Here is a 16,305-nt window from a genome sequence, read left to right as displayed (position 1 = left end):
CAAAATGGCACCGGATATTACCTGAACTCATTTATACGCTCTACACGCCCTTGCAGGAGCGGGTTTGCTCGCGCCGGTATTTCCCGGCCGGCCCGCAAATCCTCAGGCCTCAAGCTGCGCTAGAGCCCGCGCGGCGTCTTCCAGCTGCAGCTCGTTAAATACCTGTACCCCGGCCCCCGCCAGCAATGCCGCCGTGACGCCCTGGCCTGCAACCTTGATCCCGCCAAAGCTGCCGTCATAGGTCTGAACATTGCCGCAAGACGGACTATTAGCCTTGAGGATAGCAATACCAATACCGTGCCGAACCACCAACGCCAGCGCCTGTTGTGCCCCGTCCATAAAGGCCGCGGTCACATCTTCACCCTCGCTGGTCATCACCGGCGCCAGGCCGTTGAGCACATCGCTCCCCTGGCCACCGGGTATTTCTGCCGGAGCACGCGGCGTCGGCAAGCCGCCCGCAACTTCCGGGCACAAGGCAATGATCCGGCCTTCTTCCTGCCATCGGGCCAATTGCCCGTACGGACCACTGGCGCCGCCGTCATAGCGCACGCGATGGCCCAACAGGCAACGACTGACCAGCAACTTCTGGCTCATACAAATACCTCGGTGGCGCGCCGGCGAAACCAGCCGGTCAACGACAGGCGGTCGCGGGTCGCAGGCATGACTTCGTGGGGAATCTCGCCCGAGAGGAATACCACCAGACAACCGCCAACCGGAAGTACGTCATAGTCGAGGTCGCCATCCAGATACATGCGCAAATGCCCGCCATGCTCAGGCAACCATGCCTGATTGAGGTAAACCACGGCCGAGACCATGCGCCGGTCATCATCGCGGAAACGGTCCAGATGCTTGAGGTAGAAAGCTCCGGGCGGGTAGAGGGCGAAATGACTTTCAAAGTCCTCCAGGCCCAAAAAAAGCCTGCGATTCATGGCGATTCGCAGGCTTTCCATTAACCCCAGATAATTGTCGCAGGCTAAAACCTCTCCCGGCTCCAGCCATTGAATATGGTCGCCGCGTATACCCTCGCGGACTTCCTGGGTAATGCCCCTTCCGACTGCGGCCGGGGTCAGTTCACCTTCGGCCGAACGTTTTTGGCACTCGGCCGCCAGTTCGAGGGTCAAAGCCTCGGGCAGAAAGATGTTTTGCTGTGACCATCCCTGTGCGTACAGGTCGTCGACGATGCGTAGCAACAGCGGATGATCAGTAGGTATTTGCATGCCGCGCATAATATCGACACACCTGAAAATCTGACAGCTCCGTCGAGCTGGCGGAGCGGAAATAATCAACCGGAGTATTTAAAGCCTCTTGGAACGAGCGAATTCTCGACAAGTCCTACGCCGCACCCGGACAATAGCGCCCTGCAGACAGGAGTCCCTCATGCGCCGCTTGTTTTTACTATTGATGATGTTTTGCACGTTACCCGCATGGGCAGATAACCTCGATGATCTGTTTACGACTGCCGGGTGGCCAGAACAGCGCGCGCATTTTGTTGATGCCCTTACTGCCGCCCAGGAGCGCTATCGCAATAACTTGCCGCCGGCGGTTTATCAGGCCCTGGTCAATAACAGCAGCCTGCGCTTTGCCCCCGAAGCAATGGACCGGCGCGCCAAAGAGCAGATGCGTAACCACCTGCCAGACCCTGTTCCCGCACTGACCTTTTTCCAGTCGCCGCTGGGCCGCCAGATTGTGGCTGCTGAACTGCTGGCCACCCGCCGCGATCAGTTGGCCAAACACGCCCAAGGCTTGCCGCGCATCGAGGCCAGCGCCACCCGTCAACTGCTGATCAACCACTTGTCGCGGGCGCTGCCAGCCCGTGAAGCCGGCGCGGAGGTCACTCTGGCGATTGCCGGGATTGCAGCAGACAGTTTGAGTTCGATGATCCCGGGGTTGCTCGGAGGCGGTCAGGCCCAAGGCATGTTGAATGGCCAGCGCCAGCGCTTGATGGAGCAACTTGCCGGTGAACTGGATAACACGTTGCTCTACGTGTATCGCGACCTGTCTGATCCGGAACTGGAAGAGTTCGTCACCTTTGCAGAGTCGCCTGCCGGGAAAGCCTATTATCAGGCGGCACTGGCAGCTATTCGCGCCGGGCTGGCCGTGGGCCAAAGCACGTCAAGCCTGTCGCAATAACCAACGTCCCGTAGGAGCAAGCTCGCGCCTACAGATGTTGATCCAGAAACGCGAAATAACGCTCGCGGATCTCGGCAGTTTCATTCGCCAGATGGTGCCGGGCCTCTGGCAGCAACAGCACCTGAGGCTGATCGAATTTCGTTTTCAGCACCTCAAGGTTATGCCGCCAATCAACGGTTTTGTCCGCTTCGCCCTGAATCACCAAGGGCCGCCGGGAGCAGGCTGGCGCACTTTCAATACGCGGAATCCAGCGCGCCAGCGCACCGACCCAGGCCGTCGGCAGACGCACCGGCTGCAACGGATCGGCCTGCAGGAACGGCAAGAAGTCGGGATCGTTGGAGTTCTCGCTGAAACGCCGGGCAATGCCTTTGACGAAGGCTCTGAGCAGGTAATAGCTGAACTTCGACCAATTCCAGTCCTTGGGCCTGATCAACGGTGACAGCAGAATCACCTGCCCTTGTGCCGGGCTTTGATCACCCTGACGCAGCACATGATCAAGCACAATCGCGCCACCGGTACTTTGCCCGCACAGGTGCCAGGGTTGCGGCAAGGCCAGTGACTGGGCCTCGATAAACAAACCTTGCAGCACCGCCTGGTACTGCGCGAAATCATCAATGCTGGCCCGCTCGCCACTGGAAAGCCCATGCCCCGGCAAGTCGCAGGCAATGACCACGAATCCGTGATCCAGGCCCCACTCAATCACGTGCCGATACAGCCCCATATGATCGTAAAAACCATGGATGACGAATAGCGTCGCCACCGGGGTGGACGCTGGCCACCAGACCTGACTGACCAGCTCGTAGCCGCCGGCGCTGAAGCGCCCCAATTGCCGGCGCACCGGCACCTTGCGCTGCGCAAAATCCAGCCCGTAGAACTGCTGATACGCCAGCCCCTCGCGCGATAATGGCTGGCCATCGTGCAAAGGCTGCAAGCTGGCGCGCAAGGAATCGGGGGCAAACGGGGCAGGCATAAGAATTTCCAGACGGGGCGCACGTGCGCAAAACAGGCTTTATAGACCGACGATATTCATCTGTCCGTTCAAGCATGGCAAGCTACGCGGCCTTCGAGGACCTTTTTGCATGCCTGTGCCCACCTTAAAAACCCTGCTTGCCTGCCTGCTGGTGCTGATATGTGCAGCGGGGTTGTGGACGGCCTACGACTGGTTCCAGGGCCGCTATATCCGCGCCTTCAGCGACCAGACCGCACTGTTCGCCGGAGATGTCCTGAGCCTGCCCGCCGAGCTGTCAGGCCCGGGGCCCATCCGCGTGGTGCATTTCTGGGACCCGGCCTGCCCGTGCAATGTCGGTAACCAACAACACCTCAGCGAATTGCTCGCGCATTACGTGCCGCTGGGCGTCGCGTTCTACTCCGTGCAAAAGCCCGGCACCCATGGCCAGTTACCCGCCACCCTGGGCGCAATAAAGCCCTTGGCCAGCCTGCCCGGCGCCGAGCATCTGAGCGCCAGCCCGGCCGTGGCTATCTGGGACCGCAGCGGCCAGCTGGCCTACTTTGGCCCCTACAGCGAAGGTGCCACCTGCAACGCCAGCAACAGCTTTATCGAACCCGTCCTGCAGGCCCTGAACGAAGGCCGCCCGGTAAATGCCACCCACACCATGGCCGTGGGCTGCTATTGCCCGTGGCAGAATGACCGCGCTTCCCCCTAAGGCGCTTCGGTGCGAACCAATTACAAGGAGTTGCACCATGAAACGCAGCCTGACCCTGGCCGCCCTCGTTATTGCCGTCATCGCGGGCGGTGGCGTCTGGTATGTGCAAAGCAAGCTGCCCACCCGCCAGGGCCAGGTAGCGCTGGACGGGCTGCAGGGACCGGTCGCGGTACGGTATGACGAGCGCGGGGTGCCGCATATCCGCGCAGCTAACCAGACGGATATGTACCGCGCCCTTGGCTATGTACAGGCGCAGGACCGCCTGTTTCAAATGGAGATAATGCGTCGCCTGGCGCGGGGGGAACTGGCCGAGGTACTCGGCCCCAAGCTGATCGATACCGACAAACTGTTCCGCAGCCTGCGCATTCGCGAACGTGCCGCCAGCTATGTCGCCGAACTGGACTATCAGTCACCTTCGTGGCAGGCCCTGCAAGCCTATCTGGACGGGATCAACCAGTACCAGGCAAGCCACGCCAGACCGGTGGAATTTGACGTGCTGGGCATCACTCCGCGGCCATTCACCGCCGAAGACACGATCAGCGTCGCCGGCTATATGGCTTACAGCTTTGCAGTCGCCTTTCGTACGGAGCCATTGCTGACTTACGTACGTGACCAGTTAGGCAGCAACTACCTGAAAGTCTTCGACCTGGACTGGCAACCCCGGGGCGTGCTGAGCCCGGCACTGTCGAGCAACGACTGGAAAAACCTCGGTTCCCTCGCCCGGCTGAGCGATCAGGCCTTGAATCAGGCCGGCCTGCCACAGTTCGAAGGCAGCAATGCCTGGGTCGTGTCGGGCAAACGTACCCAAAGTGGCAAACCGCTACTGGCAGGCGATCCGCATATCCGCTTCTCGGCGCCGGCGGTATGGTACGAAGCGCAGCTCTCGGCGCCCGATTTTGAGCTCTATGGCTACCATCAGGCCCTGGTGCCGTTCGCCTTTCTGGGCAACAACCGCGATTTTGGCTGGAGCCTGACCATGTTCCAGAACGATGATCTGGACCTGATCGCAGAGAAGACCAATCCCGACCACCCGAATCAGGTGTGGTACCACGGCCAGTGGGTCGACATGAGCAGCAGCGAGCAACAGATTGCGGTCAAAGGCCAGGCACCGGTGACCCTCACCCTGCGCCGGTCCCCCCACGGTCCGATCATCAACGATGTACTCGGGTCTGCCGCCGGCAGCACGCCGATTGCAATGTGGTGGGGCTTTCTGGAAACCCGGGATCCGATTCTCGAAGGCTTTTACCAGCTCAACCGCGCCGACACCTTGGGCAAGGCCCGCACGGCCGCCACCTATATTCACGCACCGGGCCTGAACCTGGTGTGGGCAAATGCCAAGGGCGACATCGGCTGGTGGGCGGCGGCGCAATTGCCCAAACGCCCGGCAGGGGTCAATCCCGCGTTCATTCTGGACGGCAGTACCAGCCAGGCAGACAAAGTCGGTTTTTATCCGTTCAGCGCCAACCCCCAGGAAGAGAATCCCGCGCGGGGCTATATCGTATCGGCCAACTTTCAGCCGGTATCGCCTGCCGGCATAGAGATCCCCGGTTACTACAACCTGGCGGACCGCGGCCAGCAACTCAATCGCCAGCTCAGCGAACCCGGCGTGAAATGGAACCTGAAGAACAGCCAGGCGCTGCAACTGGGCACCCGCACCGACTACGGGCAGCGTGTGCTCAAACCGCTGTTGCCAGTGCTGCGTGAAGTAGTCAGCGATCCGGCCGAACGCCAGCTGGTAGAACAACTGGCGCAATGGCAGGGCGATTATCCGCTGGAATCAACGGCCGCCACGCTGTTCAACCAGCTTCTTTTCAGCCTGGCTGACGCAGCGATGAGTGATGAGTTGGGGGATGTTTATTTCGACACCTTGCTCAGCACCCGGGTGATCGACGCCGCCTTGCCACGCCTCGCCGCAAACCCGGATTCGCCGTGGTGGGACAACCGTAATACGGCGCACAAAGAGACCCGGGCCGAGACAGTCAAAGTCGCCTGGCAAACCAGCATTGCGCAGTTGAAAGCCACCATGGGCGACGACCCGGCGCAATGGCGTTGGGGCAAGGCGCACACCTTGACCCATGACCACCCGCTGGGGCGGCAGAAACCGCTGGACTGGCTGTTTAACGTCGGCCCATTCGAGGCCCCCGGCAGCCACGAAGTACCCAACAATCTCAGCGCCAAACTCGGCCCGGCCCCCTGGGCAGTGACCTACGGCCCCTCAACCAGACGTCTGATCGACTTTGCCGAGCCGTACCACAGCCTGACCATCAACCCGCTAGGGCAAAGCGGCGTACCCTTCGACAAACACTACCGCGACCAGGCCCGACCCTACATTGAAGGCGACTACAGCATCCCGCATATCGACGAGACAGAAATCCAGCTCAACACCCGCAGCGTCTTGCGACTGGTGCCCAAGCAACTGTAGGAGCGAGCTTGCTCGCGAGCTTTTCAATTCGACAGCCAGCTCGCTCCTGCAGGGCCCGTTCAGTCAACCCAATGCGTAATGCAGCACGATGCCCACAAAAATTGCCAAGCCAGCCCAGTGGTTGTGCAGGAAGGCTTTGAAGCAACGTTGCCGGTCGCGATCGCGGGTATACCAGAACTCCCACACGAAGCACCCGGCCGCGACCAGCAGGCCGAGGTGGAACCAGACGCCAAGCTCGAAGTGCGCGCCCGCCAGCAGCAGACAACCCAGAGCCAGGCCTTGCAGGGTAAGGATGATCACGCGATCAGCATCGCCAAACAGAATGGCCGTGGATTTGACCCCGATTTTCAGGTCGTCTTCACGGTCAGTCATGGCGTAATAGGTGTCGTAGCCCACGGTCCACAGCAGGTTGGCGATGTAAAGCAACCATGCCGCGGCAGGCAGGCTGCCAGTTTCAGCGGTGAATGCCATGGGCATGCCCCATGAGAACGCTGCACCCAGCACCACTTGCGGGTAGTAGGTGTAGCGCTTCATGAACGGGTAGCTCGCCGCCAGCGCCAGACCGCCGAATGACAGCCAGATGGTCGGGGCATTGGTGCACAGCACCAGCAGGAAACTTATCCCCATCAGCAGCGCAAAAAACACCAACGCCTCTTTACCGCTGATTTTTCCGCTGACCAACGGCCGCTGCTCTGTACGTTTGACGTGGCCATCGACTTTGCGATCGGCAAAGTCGTTGATTACACAACCGCCGGCACGGGTCAGGATTACGCCGAACACAAAGATCAGCAGGTTGCTCAGCGAAGGCACACCCTTGGCGGCAATCCACAGCGCCCACAGCGTGGGCCAAAGCAGCAGGTAGATGCCGATGGGCTTGTCCATGCGGGTCAGCTGGATGAAGTCCCAGGCGCGAGGGTTCAGGCGATTGAGTGACTTGAGCAGGCGCACGTACATTCAGTTGTTCTCCGGCCGGGCACTCAGGGCGGCCCACAGTTTGGGTAAAAACACCTCGGCCACCAGCACGCTCAACGCTCCGCGTACAAAGCGCGAGCGGCGGCCCCATAGCTGATCTGCCTGATCGGCGGCAGGCAACCAGCCCCGGGGGTAGTGACACACCTGCAAGGCGCCGCGAGCAAAAGCCTGATCACAAAACAGCAGTTCACCCAGAGATCGGGTGCCCAGCTCGTCCATGTTCAGTGCGCCATCTTCCAGCGCACTTTTCGCCGCCACGCTGCGGGCAAACACCCACGGCTGTTGATGCCCGTGCAAATACACTTCGCGCACCCAGCCCTGGCTGCCTTCGGGCAGGCTGAGGGCTGCACATTCATCCTGGCGCAAGGCCTGCCAGCCCTCAAAGAGCGGCTGCACACTAAAGGCACCCTCCGAGAGCACAGTCAGACGTCGGGTCAAAGAGCCTTGATCGAACAACCAGTCGAGGGTTTGTTCATCAGGCAATGCAGGAAGCTGGTCTTTTTCAAGCCAGACAGGGGAGATCAGCGGGTAAGTTATGTGCGGCACAGTGGGTCATAATTGGCAGCCATTGAGGCCGGCGAGCTTATCACGCGGATCTTTGATTGAGCGGCCGAGGATTATTTGGCAGCGATCGTGCTTGCATCTACCGGTCGTCATCAGTACAAAACGCCCTGAATTGACGAGAGACCTGGCGAATCTGAAAAAGCCTGTGGCCTCGTATTAGCCTGAACTTGAGGAAGAACCCGATGAAAAAGTGGCAATGCATCGTATGTGGACTGATTTATAACGAAGCCGACGGCTGGCCGGATGACGGCATTGCTCCCGGTACGCTGTGGCAAGACGTACCTGAAGACTGGCTGTGCCCGGACTGCGGGGTTGGCAAAATGGATTTCGAGATGATCGAAATCAACTGATCTACCCCCCTCAAAACCTGACTCACCCCATGGAGATTGGAATGAACGCACCTGTCGTGATCGTTGGTACCGGGCTGGCGGGCTATAACCTGGCCCGGGAGTTTCGCAAGCTGGACAGCGAAACCCCGCTGCTGTTGATCACGGCCGATGACGGCCGCTCCTACTCCAAGCCCATGCTGTCCACCGGCTTTGGCAAGAACAAAGAAGCTGACGGCCTGAGCATGGCGATGCCTGGAGCCATGGCACAACAGCTCAATGCCCAGGTGCGTACCCATACCCGCATCAGCGGAATCGACCCGGGCCACAAGCAGCTGTGGATCGGTGAAGAAGCCGTTGCCTATCGCGACCTGATTCTGGCGTGGGGCGCGCAAACGGTGCAGGTGCCGGTGGAAGGGGATGCCCAGGATTCAATCTTCCCGATCAATGACCTCGAAGATTACGCCCGCTTCCGCGCAGCCGCCGCGGGCAAGCGTCGGGTTCTGATTCTGGGCGCAGGCCTGATCGGCTGCGAGTTTGCCAATGACTTGATCGCAGGCGGCTATGAAGTTGATCTGGTCGCACCCTGCGAGCAAGTCATGCCAACCCTGTTGCACCCCGCGGCGGCGGCAGCAGTCCAGGCGGGCCTTGAAAGCCTGGGCGCGCGCCTGCACCTGGGCCCGGTTCTGACCCGCCTGCAGCGCACCGATGACGGACTCCAGGCACATTTGTCAGATGCCAGCGTGATCGACTGCGATGTGGTGGTATCGGCCATTGGCTTGCGTCCGCGCATCGATATGGCGGCTGCCGCCGGGATCCGGGTCAACCGCGGGATCGAGGTGAGCCGTCTGCTCAAAACCTCCCATGACAACATCTATGCCCTGGGCGACTGCGCCGAGGTCGATGGGCTGAGCCTGTTGTATGTGATGCCGCTGATGAGCTGCGCCCGGGCACTGGCACAAACCCTCGCAGGCAATCCCACTGCTGTCAGCTACGGTGCGATGCCGATTACGGTCAAAACCCCGGTTTGCCCGCTGGTGGTGTCACCCGTGCCACGTGGCCATGAAGGGGTCTGGACCGTGGAAGGCCAGGGCGCAGATATCAAAGCCTTGTGCCGCGATGCTGAAGGCAAATTGCTAGGTTATGCACTGACGGGTGAGGCTGTTCGCGAAAAACTGGCGCTGAACAAAGAGCTGCCGGCACTTTTGGCGTAAATACGGTTAACTCTGTCGCATATGACATTGCCTTGCTTTAACAAAGCCGGTGCAGAGGCTGGCGCCGGCCTTGGCCGCGTGCCATTCTCACACCGGTCTGCCGCAGAGTAGAGCCTGCGGCGCCTTGGCGCTGCTCCATAGAGAGCAGCACGGACATAACAACAAAAAACCGTCAAAGAGGCTTCATCATGCGTAAACCAGATCTCGCCAACGCTATCGCCGAAAAGGCTGACCTCACCAAAGAGCAAGCCAACCGCGTACTCAACGCAGTGCTTGAAGAAATCACCCAGGCCCTGCATCGCAAAGACAGCGTGACGCTGGTCGGTTTCGGCACCTTTATTCAGCGCCATCGTGGCGCTCGCACCGGACAGAACCCGCAAACCGGTGAGCCGGTAAAAATCAAGGCCAGCAACACCGTCGCTTTCAAGCCGGGCAAGTTCCTGAAAGACAGCGTCAATCCATAAAGCACTGAGTGGCCGCTGCTCGTAACGGCCTTGAAGAATGGGCAAGCTGGCTCGGCTAGCGGCCCATTCTTGATATCCTCCCACTCAATCGTGCGGCCATAAGTGGCAAAACTCCCACCATCTACGCCAATCCATGCAGATATATGGCGTTCCTCGTTCAAATCGTTACACTGCGCCGGCTATTTAATTTTCCCCCGAGGCCGCGTACATGAAATTTCGTTTTCTGCTCTGGATGCTGGGCTTTTTGATGGGCAAAGCCAGCCGTAAAAACCCTGCTTTTCAGCAGCAACTGGTCGATAAGGACCTGGTTTTCCAGCTGCAAACCCTCGATGGCACAGTGGCCCGTCACTTCAAAGTCAAAGATCAGCGCATCACCAGCCATTCGGGCACGTACCCCGACCCTGCATTTTCCATCAGTTTTAAAGATGCAGCCTACGGCTTCGCCACGCTGCAGGCGAAGAACAAGCAGCTGGCATTCATGACCGGGATTCAGGACAAATCGATTCAGATCAAAGGCAACCCGGCGCTGGTCATCTGGTTCCAGGGCCTGACCAAGTACCTCAAACCGCGCAAAAAGCCCAAGGCCTGATACTTCAACCGTAGGAGCGAGCTTACCTCGCGAGCTGTTTACGCTTGGAAGAGCTCGCTCCTACAGGTAACGGCGGGCTAAGCCCGGCCAAATTGCGCTGCCATTTCGCGAAACAGCACCTCCGCCTCCAACACTTTGCTGACAACGTCTTCAGCCTTTTCGCGGGGGACGCCCAGCCGTTCGAACACGGCGTCGGGAAGTGGCGCACAGGATCCGGTGCCGATTGCCCGGCTACGCAACAACCCCAGTGCCACGCAGACCAGGTTCGGGAAGTGTGCATCAGCGCCGCTGAAGTGCGGATCGTGTTGAAAACGCAACGCCGTCGCCAATTCTGGCGGCATGCCCCAGTACCGCATCACCCAGGCGCCCATTTGCTCGCGGCTGATGCCCAGCAAATGCTGTTCGATGACGCCATGGCTGACGTGCGGGTTGACTTCAAGGTGACGGCAAATCAATGAGAAGTGCGGCGGAAACACATGGGCCAGGAGCAAATAGCCGAAGTTGTGCAACAGCCCGGCCAGGTAGGTGAGGCCGACTTCCGGACGCTGGGCCCGGGGCATGGCCCGGGTCAGCCCTTCGATGACCGCTGCCGTGTAGATCGACTGCTGCCAGTAGGGGACGCTTGATTGCGGATGATCCTTGGGCACACCCAGGCTTTTCCCCAGCGCCAGACTCAGCGCAAGGTTGATCACCAGATCGACCCCCAGCACCCGCATGATGGCGTCTTCAACCGAACGGATTTTACTTTGTGAGGCGTAGTACGACGACGATGCCCAGCTCATGACCTGTGCCGCCAGCGCCGGGTCGGTTTCGACAACACTGGTAATTTCATCGATGGTCACGTTCGGGTCGACCCGCAACCGCATGATTTTGCGCACGCTCTCGGCCAGGGGCGGCAACTCGATGGTGTCTTCCAGCCGTTGCTGGATTCGTCGCGCGGTGAATGCCTGGACCGCCCGGCAGATCGCCGCGCCATCATCGTCGGCATGATCAGGGTTAAGCGTGATGGCACTCACGGACTCGCCAAAACGACCGCCGCTGGCATTGCTCAGCAGAAGCTTGAAGTCTTCCCGGGTCATCTCCAGCCACAAACCGGGCTCCCCCCCGCCGACCAGCAACAGAGGCTGCTGCAGCAATTGCTCTTCATACAGACATGGCGAGCCGATGAGTGCCGGCACGCCCGGCAACAGGCTCAGGTTGTGTCTGCCGAGCATCTGCTCAAGCCGCTCAGGTGCGATAGCCGTCATGCGCCGGCCGGTTAAATCAGCCAGACGATTGAGGTCGAGCAAGTGGCTCTGCGCGAACAGCACCATCAGCACGCCCACCGAGTCCTCGAGCAACACAGCCTGGACCTTGCAGCCCGGGTTGAGCCCGGGGTGGTCGCGGACTTCTCGACAGGTAATGCCCAGATCAGCAAGCAGCCGCCGGATGACCGGCGGTGTGCTTGAAAAGGCTGGAGCGCCGGCGACTTCAGTGAAGATCTGCATTCGATTCCTGCAACTCAAATTTGATAAGCGTCACTTGATCGGCCGCAAATCTGATTACTGAACGAAATTTCATACCTGGCCATATTGCTGGCCATGCCTGAGCCAGCGGTCCAGCAGTGGACTGACATGGCTCGGCCAGCGTTCAATCAGGGTCAGGGCGGCGTCGCGCACGGCGGGTAACAGGTCGGCATCACGCATCAGGTCAGCCACTTTGAATTGCAGCAGGCCGGTTTGCCGGGTGCCGAGCATTTCGCCGGGACCGCGCAGCTCGAGGTCTTTTTCGGCGATCACAAAACCATCGTTGGTCTCACGCATGATGCCCAGACGCTGGCGCCCGATTTGCGACAGCGGCGGGTGGTACAGCAGCACGCAATGACTGGCGGCGCTGCCCCGGCCTACCCGGCCACGCAACTGGTGAAGCTGGGACAGGCCCAGACGCTCGGGGTTTTCGATGATCATCAAACTGGCATTGGGCACGTCAACGCCTACTTCGATTACCGTGGTGGCGACCAGCAACTGCAATTCGCCAGCCTTGAACTGCGCCATGACTGCGGCCTTTTCTGCAGCCTTCATGCGCCCGTGAATCAGGCCCACGCGCAACTCGCCCAAGGCACTGGAGAGGTCTTCAAAGGTGGTCTCGGCGGCCTGACAGGTCATCTCTTCAGACTCTTCAATCAGGGTGCATACCCAGTAGGCCTGGCGGCCTTCGGCACAGGCTGCACGTACCCGCTCGATCACTTCGATGCGCCGCGTATCGACCACCAGCACGGTATTGACCGGGGTTCGCCCGGGTGGCAGCTCATCGAGAATCGAAGTGTCGAGGTCGGCGTATGCGCTCATGGCCAGCGTCCGCGGAATCGGCGTGGCCGTCATGATCAACTGGTGCGGACACATCACACCGCCCACCCCTTTGTTGCGCAGGGCCAGACGTTGCTGGACGCCAAACCGGTGTTGCTCATCGATGATCACCAGAGCCAAGTTCTTGAACTGCACCTGATCCTGAAACAAGGCATGGGTGCCAACGACCATGGGCGCGCCATTGGCAATTTGCTCCATCGCACTGGCCCGGGCCTTGCCTTTGAGCTTGCCGGCCAGCCATGCAACTTCAAGACCCAGCGGCTCCAGCCAGCGCTTGAAGTTGATGTAGTGCTGCTCGGCGAGGATTTCCGTCGGCGCCATCAGTGCCACCTGGTAGCCGGCTTCCAGCGCCTGCAAGGCGGCCATCGCAGCGACCACTGTCTTGCCTGCCCCCACATCACCCTGAATCAGGCGCAGCATGGGTTCAGGCTGACTGAGGTCGTAAGCCACTTCGTTGCCGACTCGCACCTGGGCACCGGTGGGCGGGAACCCCAGGTTGGCCAGAAACTGCGCAGGCAGTTTTTCGGCTTTGGGCAAAGCAGGCGCCTGCTGGGAGCGCAGGCTCTCGCGCAATCGCTGCTGCGAGAGTTGATGGGTCAGCAGTTCCTCAAACGCCAGGCGGTGTTGCGCCCAGTGATGGCCCAACGCGAGCTCTTCGACATCGGCGTCGGCCGGCGGCTGATGCAGATAGCGAATGGCTTGATCCAGCGGGGCCAGCTGGTGCTCCTTGGCCAACTCCGCCGGCAGCCAGTCAGGCAAGCTGCGCGGGCCGAGCAGGGCGAGGCTTTGCTGGCTGAGCTGGCGCAGACGCTGCTGGGTCAGACCTTCGGTTGTAGGATAAATCGGTGTCAGCGTGGTATCGACCGGAGGCGGCTCATCGCCGGTGATGGCACGGTATTCCGGATGGTAGATCTCCAGCCCCGATGCGCCGGGGCGGGCCTCGCCATAGCAGCGCACTTCGGTGCCACGCTTGAGACTTTCTTTTTGTGCATTGCTGAAATGGTAGAACCGCAGGCTCAGGCCCCCGGTGCCATCATTGATCCGTACCAGCAAGCTGCGACGCTTGCCCATGACCACATCAGCGCCGATCACCCGGCCTTCGACCACCGCATCCTGACCGGGGCGCAGGGCGCCGATGGGCACCACGCGAGTCCGGTCCTGATAGCGCAACGGTAAATGGAAGAGCACATCCTGCAGGTTTTCCAGGCCCACCTTGGCCAATTTTTCTGCCATGGCCTCGCCTACGCCCTTGAGCGCGGTGACCGCCACTTTCGACAACTCGGTCATCGGCAGGCTTACTTCGCGGCAGGCGGCTTGGCCACCGAACACAGGCGGATCGAGTCGGCGAGGATTTCAATCGCCTTGGGCCGCGGAAAGCTGGCACGCCAGGCGATGGCGACTGTACGAAAAGGTACCGGCGGAGTCAGCGGACGCACAGCCAATATGCCCGGGGCATAGTGGTGACTGTCGACAGCCGACAATGGCAGGATCGAAATGCCCAACCCTGAAGCAACCATGTGCCGAATGGTTTCCAGCGAGCTGGACTCGACCGTGGTGTGCTGCGAGCCGTCCTTGCCTTTGGCCAGGGTCGGACAGGCTTCAAGCACCTGGTCGCGGAAGCAGTGTCCTTCGCCCAGCAAGAGCAGGCTCTTGTCGTTGAGCAGACTGGCATCGATGGTCTCTTTCTGCGTCCATGGATGCTCGCTCGGCATCAACACGTAGAACGGCTCGTCGTAGAGCGGCAAAGTCAGCACATCGGCTTCATTGAAGGGCAGAGCGATGATAATCGCGTCCAGTTCGCCGTTGCGCAGCTTGTCCCGCAGTACATGGGTGAAGTTTTCTTCGATGTACAACGGCATTTGCGGGGCGACCCGGTGCAGCTGCGGAATCAGGTGCGGAAACAGGTACGGGCCTACGGTGTAAATGGCGCCTACCTTGAGCGGAGCGGTCAGCTGGTTCTTGCCGGCCTGGGCCAGTTCACGAATGCCCTGGGCCTGCTCCAGTACCTTTTGCGCCTGGGCAACGATACCTTCGCCCACCGGGGTAAGGCGCACGGCACTTTTGCTGCGCTCGAAAATCAGCACACCGAGTTCGTCTTCCAGTTTTTTCACACCCACCGACAAGGTCGGCTGGCTGACGTGGCAACGTTCAGCCGCGTGGCCGAAGTGTTGTTCTTGGGCGAGCGTAACGATGTAGCGTAATTCTGTAAGCGTCATAGCGGGCGTCCCTGTGGCTGCGAGCCAAGCATAGCGGCTGCAATCGATAGACGCACGTTATCAGACATTAGCCCCGGAGCTACAGTCGCTAATCAATGCAAGGGAGGTTTAATACTGTGCAAACGGGTTTAGCAGCGATGCAGCCGCCCCTGTGTTGCGGGCGACTGCACTGTTGCCAGCGCTGGCAAGCCAGCGCCTACAGGACTTTTATCCGGGCCGAGGCTTTATCGCCGACGTTTATCGATGGAATAAACGAAGGGTGCCACGATCTCGATGGTGCCATTGGTCAGCATTTCGGCCGGCGGCTTGGGCAACGGCTGTGCCCGGCGAATCATTTCCAGGGTGGCCCGGTCCAGATCCGCATTGCCTGAACGACCTACCAACTCATAGGACAGCACCTTGCCTTCACCGTCTACCACGAAGCGCAGCCGGTTCAGACCTTCCTTGCCTCGCGACTGAGCGGAAGCCGGGTACTTCTTGTACTTGCCCAGGTGAGCCAGCAATGTGCCTTCCCAACTGGCTTTAGCCGCCAGTTGTTGTGCCGACGGGCTAGGAGCCGGGGCGGCAGACTTCTCGCTCGGCGCCTTGGTCGGTGTGGCGTCGCTAGGTTTCTCTTCTGAAGGCTTCTCTTTAACCGGCTCGGTTTTTTCCACAGGCTTGGGCGGTTGTGGCTTCTGCTTGGGCTTGACCGGTTTCGGGACAGCTATTTTCGGCTTGGGCGCTTCGGCCAGCTTGGGTATCGGCAGCTCTTCCACAGGGGCCGGCGGCTGTGGCGGTGTCACCACTTTCGGCGGCGCAGGCGGTGGCGGTGCTGGCAGCGGTGCCAGATCAACCATCATCGCTTGCGGTGGAAGTTCGACGGCCCGCGGGCTGGACCATTGCATGGCAAGAATGACTGCCACTGCATGGATAGCCAACACCGCGACCAGGCTGATTGCGTAACGCGTCATCTTTTGGCGCGCTATGATCATTTCTTGGCTGCCGTCTCTAGTCCGACCAGACCCACCTTCAAGTAACCGGCTGCGCGCAATGCATCCATCACGCCCATCAAGTCACCGTAGTCCACGCCTTTATCGGCCTGGAAGAAGATCGTCGTGTCTTTCTTGTTGTGAGTCCTGGCATCCAGGGTCGCACCCAGGGCTTCAACACTGACCGGCTCTTCACCCAGGTACAGGCGCTGGTCAGCCTTGACGCTGAGGAACACCGGCTTCTCGGGACGAGGCGCCGGTTTGGCGGTGGAAGCTGGCAGGTCAACCTTGATATCCACAGTGGCCAGCGGTGCTGCCACCATGAAGATGATCAGCAGTACCAGCATCACGTCAATAAAAGGCGTGACGTTGATTTCATGGTTCTCGGCGAGATCGTCATCGCCTTCTTTTAAATGCAGGCCCATGGCCGA

At 60.2% G+C, this 16,305-nt stretch carries 17 protein-coding genes; 7 read left to right on the top strand and 10 right to left on the bottom strand.

Annotated features, from left to right (window positions below; all coding sequences use genetic code 11):
* Positions 1-102 precede the first annotated feature (102 nt).
* Both B195_RS00650 and B195_RS00645 read right to left on the bottom strand, forming a co-directional pair.
* Positions 103-594, bottom strand: a complete 492-nt coding sequence (locus tag B195_RS00650; protein WP_003437728.1) for a DUF523 domain-containing protein — start codon at positions 592-594, stop codon at positions 103-105.
* Positions 591-1,226: a 2OG-Fe(II) oxygenase gene (locus B195_RS00645; protein ID WP_003437729.1), complete on the bottom strand. Its 636-nt coding sequence runs from the start codon at positions 1,224-1,226 to the stop codon at positions 591-593. The genes B195_RS00650 and B195_RS00645 overlap by 4 nt, the downstream gene beginning before the upstream one ends.
* A gap of 151 nt (positions 1,227-1,377) precedes the next feature.
* Between B195_RS00645 and B195_RS00640 the strand changes: the two genes are divergently transcribed.
* On the top strand, positions 1,378-2,130 hold the full coding sequence (locus B195_RS00640) for a DUF2059 domain-containing protein (protein ID WP_003437731.1): 753 nt from the start codon (positions 1,378-1,380) through the stop codon (positions 2,128-2,130).
* Positions 2,131-2,158: 28 nt separating this feature from the next.
* On the opposite strand, the gene B195_RS00635 is transcribed toward B195_RS00640, so the two are convergent.
* Positions 2,159-3,100 (bottom strand): alpha/beta hydrolase, encoded by a 942-nt coding sequence (locus B195_RS00635; protein WP_003437733.1) that lies wholly within the window; start codon positions 3,098-3,100, stop codon positions 2,159-2,161.
* Positions 3,101-3,209: 109 nt separating this feature from the next.
* Here B195_RS00635 and B195_RS00630 point away from each other — a divergent pair, with 109 nt between their 5' ends.
* Positions 3,210-3,794 carry a DUF6436 domain-containing protein gene (locus tag B195_RS00630; protein WP_003437734.1) on the top strand — a complete coding sequence of 195 codons (585 nt, stop codon included), beginning with the start codon at positions 3,210-3,212 and terminating at the stop codon, positions 3,792-3,794.
* A 37-nt stretch (positions 3,795-3,831) separates the two neighbouring features.
* Positions 3,832-6,216, top strand: coding sequence for a penicillin acylase family protein (locus B195_RS00625; protein WP_003437736.1), 2,385 nt, complete (start codon positions 3,832-3,834; stop codon positions 6,214-6,216).
* Between the two features lie 63 nt (positions 6,217-6,279).
* On the opposite strand, the gene ubiA is transcribed toward B195_RS00625, so the two are convergent.
* Together ubiA and B195_RS00615 are read right to left on the bottom strand one after the other, a co-directional pair.
* Positions 6,280-7,170, bottom strand: a complete 891-nt coding sequence (gene ubiA, locus B195_RS00620; RefSeq protein ID WP_003437737.1) for a 4-hydroxybenzoate octaprenyltransferase — start codon at positions 7,168-7,170, stop codon at positions 6,280-6,282.
* Positions 7,171-7,734, bottom strand: coding sequence for a chorismate lyase (locus B195_RS00615; protein WP_003437740.1), 564 nt, complete (start codon positions 7,732-7,734; stop codon positions 7,171-7,173).
* 200 nt (positions 7,735-7,934) lie between these two features.
* Between B195_RS00615 and B195_RS00610 the strand changes: the two genes are divergently transcribed.
* From B195_RS00610 to B195_RS00595, 4 genes are all read left to right on the top strand, one after another.
* Positions 7,935-8,102 (top strand): rubredoxin, encoded by a 168-nt coding sequence (locus tag B195_RS00610; protein WP_003437744.1) that lies wholly within the window; start codon positions 7,935-7,937, stop codon positions 8,100-8,102.
* Positions 8,103-8,143: 41 nt separating this feature from the next.
* Entirely contained in the window at positions 8,144-9,292 is a 1,149-nt protein-coding gene (locus tag B195_RS00605) for an NAD(P)/FAD-dependent oxidoreductase (protein ID WP_003437746.1), read from the top strand.
* A 188-nt stretch (positions 9,293-9,480) separates the two neighbouring features.
* Positions 9,481-9,756 (top strand): HU family DNA-binding protein, encoded by a 276-nt coding sequence (locus B195_RS00600; protein WP_003437750.1) that lies wholly within the window; start codon positions 9,481-9,483, stop codon positions 9,754-9,756.
* Between the two features lie 208 nt (positions 9,757-9,964).
* Positions 9,965-10,345, top strand: coding sequence for a hypothetical protein (locus tag B195_RS00595; RefSeq protein WP_003437753.1), 381 nt, complete (start codon positions 9,965-9,967; stop codon positions 10,343-10,345).
* 77 nt (positions 10,346-10,422) lie between these two features.
* Here B195_RS00595 and B195_RS00590 read toward each other — a convergent pair whose 3' ends face one another.
* The 5 genes from B195_RS00590 to exbD all read right to left on the bottom strand — a co-directional run bounded on the left by B195_RS00590 (position 10,423) and on the right by exbD (position 16,299).
* On the bottom strand, positions 10,423-11,832 hold the full coding sequence (locus B195_RS00590; RefSeq protein WP_003437756.1) for an aminoacyl-tRNA deacylase and HDOD domain-containing protein: 1,410 nt from the start codon (positions 11,830-11,832) through the stop codon (positions 10,423-10,425).
* A 69-nt stretch (positions 11,833-11,901) separates the two neighbouring features.
* Positions 11,902-13,977, bottom strand: coding sequence for an ATP-dependent DNA helicase RecG (gene recG / locus B195_RS00585; protein WP_003437759.1), 2,076 nt, complete (start codon positions 13,975-13,977; stop codon positions 11,902-11,904).
* 8 nt (positions 13,978-13,985) lie between these two features.
* Positions 13,986-14,906 (bottom strand): hydrogen peroxide-inducible genes activator, encoded by a 921-nt coding sequence (locus B195_RS00580; protein WP_003437762.1) that lies wholly within the window; start codon positions 14,904-14,906, stop codon positions 13,986-13,988.
* A 224-nt stretch (positions 14,907-15,130) separates the two neighbouring features.
* A complete protein-coding gene (locus B195_RS00575) occupies positions 15,131-15,877 on the bottom strand; it encodes an energy transducer TonB (RefSeq protein ID WP_003437765.1) in 747 nt (248 codons plus the stop codon).
* Positions 15,874-16,299: a TonB system transport protein ExbD gene (gene exbD / locus B195_RS00570; protein ID WP_003437768.1), complete on the bottom strand. Its 426-nt coding sequence runs from the start codon at positions 16,297-16,299 to the stop codon at positions 15,874-15,876. The genes B195_RS00575 and exbD overlap by 4 nt, the downstream gene beginning before the upstream one ends.
* Positions 16,300-16,305 lie beyond the last annotated feature (6 nt).

Source organism: Pseudomonas sp. Lz4W (assembly GCF_000346225.2).
Lineage (GTDB): Bacteria > Pseudomonadota > Gammaproteobacteria > Pseudomonadales > Pseudomonadaceae > Aquipseudomonas > Aquipseudomonas paraversuta.
Note: the sequence above shows the minus strand (reverse complement) of the source record. Positions and strands in the feature narration are given on the sequence as shown.